The sequence below is a fragment of the Coleofasciculus sp. genome, from assembly GCF_046539235.1.
In the GTDB taxonomy this organism is placed as follows: domain Bacteria; phylum Cyanobacteriota; class Cyanobacteriia; order Cyanobacteriales; family Coleofasciculaceae; genus Coleofasciculus.
Window position 1 is genome coordinate 1 of the sequence record NZ_JBKHHI010000593.1, and the last position, 2,927, is coordinate 2,927.

Sequence of the window (2,927 nt, forward strand, 5' to 3'; positions counted from 1 at the left end):
GCTTTGCATCTTGCTCGCTACTAATACCCAATTTAAATGCATTACAGCTTATGACATAAGACGAATGACGAATGACGAATGACAAATAACTTATGAATCCAATTCTTGCGGGTTTTATTGCCAGTTTACTGGCGGGACTAGCAACCTTTGTCGGTGCGTTACCCGTATTTTTACCCATTCGCTTAAGCCAACGATTACAAGCGATCGCGTTAGGATTCGGGGGTGGGGTAATGCTAGCTGCAACCTCGTTTTCGTTAATTGTACCGGGTAAAGATGCGGCGATTTCTCAAGGCGCTTCCCAGATGAATGCGGCGTTAATTATGAGTGTGGGTGTGCTTCTGGGAACGGCGTTTTTAGGGTTAAGTAATAAGTATCTGCCACACGAACATTTTCATAAGGGTCCAGAAGGGGTAAATTCTCAACATCTCAGACGCATTTGGTTATTTGTTTTAGCGATTACGATTCATAACTTTCCCGAAGGCTTGGCGGTTGGGGTTAACTTTGGTGCAGGAAATCAGGCGCAGGGAATTGCTTTGGCGATCGGGATTGGATTGCAGAATATTCCAGAGGGTTTGGTTGTCGCGGTTTCGTTGTTAGCTGAAGGCTACTCAAGCTTTTATGCTGTGGGGGTTTCGTTGCTGACAGGTTTAGTCGAACCTGTGGGGGGTTTACTGGGTGCAGGTGTGGTGGCGATCGCACAACCGCTTTTACCCTGGGGAATGGCATTTGCCGCGGGTGCGATGCTGTTTGTGATTAGCGATGAAATTATCCCCGAATCCCATCGTCAAGGTCGCGAACACGAAGCCACAATTGGGATTATCGTAGGATTCGTGATCATGATGCTTCTCGATATTGGCTTAGGTTGAACCAATACCTTGTTGATATAAGACAAGCAATATACCATAATCTATGTGGTTTGTCTAGCATATTTGATATTTGCTTTGCAAATACACTTCCATCAGTGAATCCACGCGAACTTTTCGGGAATTTTACCCAAAAATTTCCGTAGTTCTGTGGATGTTTTTTGGGCTGAGATCTCCCAAAATTGAATTGGGTGAATTCTGTGAGGGACTACCCTCAGCAAGCCAGGTCAATGATTAGGTTGTCTGGCGATTTCGATTGTCAGTTGGTTGCATCTAACAAAAACACATGAATCTTGAAGACATTGCTCGGTATTACATTAATACTCCAGCCTATGATCTATCGCCTTCCGTCGTGAAAGGCTTCCGTCAATTTATCGTGGATATAGCACAGGTAGAACTCCAGGGTATCGAGTTTCAGTATGTTGATTTTTTCCCTTATATGAAAGGAAAAGAACTGAGTTTAGAGCATATCTATAGGGATTACAACCAAGGAAAACTAATGATTACCACTCAGTTCAACAACTCTGATCTTTTGGGTTCAGACATTAACCTGATGTTCCGCTGCATTCACGAAATCCATCACATCAAACTGAATGTTGGTTTTGATTTAGAAGGGGAATTGGCTACAGCGGTTCATCTGATCGAGAAAACCGATAATCTGTTATTTAAGCAGATTCTGTTCAGTGAAAGCTTAGGACAAATTGCAGTACGCTTGTGCCAAGGGAAGTTTCCCGACAACCAAAAAGTCGTCCTCTTTGAGCCTGAGGTGCTGCACTGTTTGAAAAAAGACTGGAAATCTTTATTGAACTGAATTTCCCAACCAGGAGATAGGTGAGATAAAGGAAATGGGGAGTTAAGCCAATTTACTCAGGCAACTCTCCAAAGCGTTCCCGATATCGACTCTCAAACCCTTACAAATGACGAATGACGTAGCTTGCTTCTCGCGAAAGCGAGTTCCCCACCGTTAACTTTAATTGTCCCCACCTACTTATGTCTTTGGGCTAGTAGCATTATTGTCCGTGAGATTTTAACTCGGCTATAATCTTTTCGGTTTTTCGTTTCGACCTTCTTAATCCGTACATCCGCGAGCAAAAGGAAGTAATAATGGCAATTAAGTCTTCCATTAATTCATCTGTTTTATCCTCACTTTGATTGACAATTTCAACTTTTTTATTTAATTCTTTGAGCAGAATCTCTATATAATTCGTTCCAAATCTAGCGAGACGATCTTTATGTTCTACAATCAAAATATTGTAGTTTGGATCTACTAGAATTTTTGCCAATTGTTTACGATTGTCATTTAAACCACTTCCAATCTCTTTGACAATTTTATGAATTTTGTAGCCTCGGGCAATTGCATAATCTTTTAACCGCTCTGCTTGTCGCTCCAGATCATCTTTGTTTTGGGCGCTGGAAACTCTTGCATAAATACAAGCTATCAAGTCAGGTTTCAAGTTGTCCTCAATCGCCCCCGAAGTTATGCTAGAAGTTATGATAATCGTACCAGACGGCAATTGATGACCTGTCAAATTTCCTTGTTTCCACCACCTCCAGGCAGTTCGATAACTGATTCCTGCTTTTTTGGCATAGTCTGATAGTTTCATGTTTATATATTACAAAACATGACTATATCTGACTATATTGTTATTGAAACTTTACAATACTTCCCATCTTCCTCCCAAACCACCCAACTTGGGCGAGGGAAGCGTTCTACTAGTCACTGTAGTGGCGTGACACACCTTATTGGATGAATTAACCATTAGCCCCGAAACTGTAGGGGCGCAAAGACTTGCGCCCGATTCAATGGTCACATCTAATCCACAATTTTAGCTGTGCCGAGCCAGTAGAGCGGGTGATGGGACTCGAACCCACGACATCCAGCTTGGGAAGCTGACGTTCTACCACTGAACTACACCCGCGAGTAGCTCTCAACGATAATCTTTAGGCTATTATATCAATACATTTGCCTCATGTTCTACCTGACTCTGGAGTTAAAGACTTAACCTTGAATGAACTACCCAGACCTACTTCGTTGAGGTCTGGGTTTCTACAACCAGACCTGTA

The 2,927-nt window shown here is 42.4% G+C and carries 3 protein-coding genes and 1 tRNA gene; 2 read left to right on the forward strand and 2 right to left on the reverse strand.

Annotated elements, in window-relative coordinates; all coding sequences use genetic code 11:
• Positions 1 to 92: 92 nt before the first annotated feature.
• Together ACLFWI_RS28985 and ACLFWI_RS28990 are read left to right on the forward strand one after the other, a co-directional pair.
• Positions 93 to 866, forward strand: coding sequence for a ZIP family metal transporter (locus tag ACLFWI_RS28985; RefSeq protein WP_446415810.1), 774 nt, complete (start codon positions 93 to 95; stop codon positions 864 to 866).
• A 283-nt stretch (positions 867 to 1,149) separates the two neighbouring features.
• The gene (locus ACLFWI_RS28990; RefSeq protein WP_446407229.1) at positions 1,150 to 1,674 is read left to right on the forward strand and encodes a hypothetical protein; all 525 of its coding nucleotides are present in this window, start codon (positions 1,150 to 1,152) and stop codon (positions 1,672 to 1,674) included.
• A gap of 199 nt (positions 1,675 to 1,873) precedes the next feature.
• On the opposite strand, the gene ACLFWI_RS28995 is transcribed toward ACLFWI_RS28990, so the two are convergent.
• Positions 1,874 to 2,467, reverse strand: a complete 594-nt coding sequence (locus tag ACLFWI_RS28995) for an IS607 family transposase (protein ID WP_446415811.1) — start codon at positions 2,465 to 2,467, stop codon at positions 1,874 to 1,876.
• A gap of 243 nt (positions 2,468 to 2,710) precedes the next feature.
• Positions 2,711 to 2,782: transfer RNA gene (locus tag ACLFWI_RS29000), tRNA-Gly, on the reverse strand.
• Positions 2,783 to 2,927: the final 145 nt, after the last annotated feature.